This is a genomic window from uncultured Porphyromonas sp. (assembly GCF_938046015.1).
In the GTDB taxonomy this organism is placed as follows: domain Bacteria; phylum Bacteroidota; class Bacteroidia; order Bacteroidales; family Porphyromonadaceae; genus Porphyromonas.
Map to the genome: position 1 here is coordinate 1 of NZ_CALIXW010000043.1, position 1823 is coordinate 1823.

Below are 1823 nucleotides of genomic sequence, written 5' to 3' on the forward strand. Positions count from 1 at the left end.
CCGAGGATCTCATCGGGTCGGCAGGGCGCGCACCTTTTATCCTAGGCTCGGGGCACTCGGCTATTCGGTCACGGCGTTGGGCAGCTCGTGACCGAGGACGAAGTCACGGATGTTGCTGAAGGTCGTGTGGGCGATGTTGCTCGTGGCCTCACGGGTGAAGAAGGCCTGGTGCGAGGTCATGATGACGTTGTTGAAGGACAGCAGGCGCGCCAGCGTGTCGTCGTCGATGATCTTGTCGCTCTTGTCCTTGTAGAAGTAGGGTTCCTCTTCCTCGTAGACGTCGAGGCCTGCGAAGCCGACCTGCTTGTTCTTGAGGCCCTCGATGAGATCCTCGGAGTGGATCAGGCGGCCACGTCCCGTATTGATGATCATGACGCCCTTCTTCATCTTGGCGATGCTCTCGCGGTTGATGATATACTCCGTCTCGGGCGTTAGGGGGCAGTGCAGGGAGATGATGTCCGAGCCTGCGTAGAGCTCGTCGAGACTGACGTAGCGCACCTGGTTGGCCTCCGCGAAGGCGTGGTCGGGATAGAGGTCGTAGGCCAGCACCTTCATGCCGAAGCCGCGCAGGATACCGATGAGCACCTTGGCGATCTTACCCGTGCCGATGACCCCGAGGGTCTTGCCGTACATGTCGAAGCCCATGAGTCCGTTCAGCGAGAAGTTACCGTCACGCGTACGCCAGCTAGCGCGCTGGATCTTGCGGTTCAGCGAGAGCATGAGGGCCACGGCATACTCGGCCACGGCGTGGGGCGAATAGGCGGGGACGCGCGCCACGGTGATGCCTGCGGCCTTAGCAGCGGGGAGGTCTACGTTGTTGTAGCCTGCGCAGCGTAGGGCGATCATCTTGACACCGTTCTCCTTGAGCTCGGCGATGATCTCGGCGTTGAGGTCGTCGTTGACGAAGACGCAGACGGCGTCGGCGCCGTGCGTCAGGGAGATGTTGTCGTGGCTAAGGTTGCCTGTATAGTACTTGATATCGAAGCCATATTCTTCGTTCACCTCGTTGAAGGTCGCCTTATCATAAGGCATCGTACCGAAGAACGCTATGGTAGTCTTGGTCATTTACTTTTAGCTTGCTTTGTTTTGGATTTCTGTCTTGCGAGCGCAAAAATACAACAAATCCTCCCTCCGCTGTACGGCAGGGCTAAGGCCGGGCTCGGAGGGCTGCTCGCCGAGGCCTCTTGACCCTCCTCACAGCAGGCCTCGCGAGCGGGCGCACTAGGCCTTTGCTCGCCTGGGACTAGGCCGTGGTGTAGCCTCACTTCAGCCTCCAAGCGCTGCGCGGCTATAGGGGAGGGTGCGTGAGGGCTATCCCTCAGCACGCTGAGGGACGTCCGTGAGGAGCCTGAGGGCTATCAGTCAGGGGGCGTGAGGGATATCCCTCACGAAGGCTCGGGCAAGGCGCAAGGTGCACTGCGGCTCTGTGTGGACGGCTTTGGCTAGGCTAGGGGAGTAGCCTCGGCGGCTTGCCCTCGGCTAAGGGGATAAAAGGGCAGCGGCTCACCCCCAACGTCGCTGCGTGGGGATGAGCCGCTGCTCTTAGGGCTGGGGACCTAGCCGAGGCCTTAGTCCTGGGGCTCCTCGGGAGCCTGCTGCTGCAGGGCGCGCAGCTGGCGGGCACGTGCCTCCTCGTAGCTCATCGGGCGGCTGGGCTGCTCGTCGGAGCTGCTCGTGGCGCTCGTGGTACTTGGGGCGGGCTGAGCGGCAGGCTGTGCCGTGCGGGCTGCGGGACGAGGTGTGACGAGTGGAGCACCTGCGGGGCGTGCCATGGGCGCTGCCGTCGAGGGGCGGCTAGGCTGCGCGCTGGCCTCGGACTGAGC

The 1823-nt window shown here is 62.6% G+C and carries 1 protein-coding gene and 1 pseudogene; both read right to left on the minus strand.

Annotation, left to right across the window (positions count from 1 at the left end; translation table 11 throughout):
* Window positions 1-60: 60 nt before the first annotated feature.
* Complete coding sequence (locus tag Q0248_RS05545; protein WP_299320592.1) at window positions 61-1065, minus strand: 2-hydroxyacid dehydrogenase; 1005 nt, start codon at window positions 1063-1065, stop codon at window positions 61-63.
* A 503-nt stretch (window positions 1066-1568) separates the two neighbouring features.
* Window positions 1569-1823, minus strand: a pseudogene (locus Q0248_RS05550) (hypothetical protein); the annotation flags it as partial.

Bases quoted from the DNA above. Each gene is read 5' to 3' on its own strand.
- Q0248_RS05545 (WP_299320592.1), bottom strand. From the start codon at position 1,065: ATGACCAAGACTACCATAGCGTTCTTCGGTACGATGCCTTATGATAAG.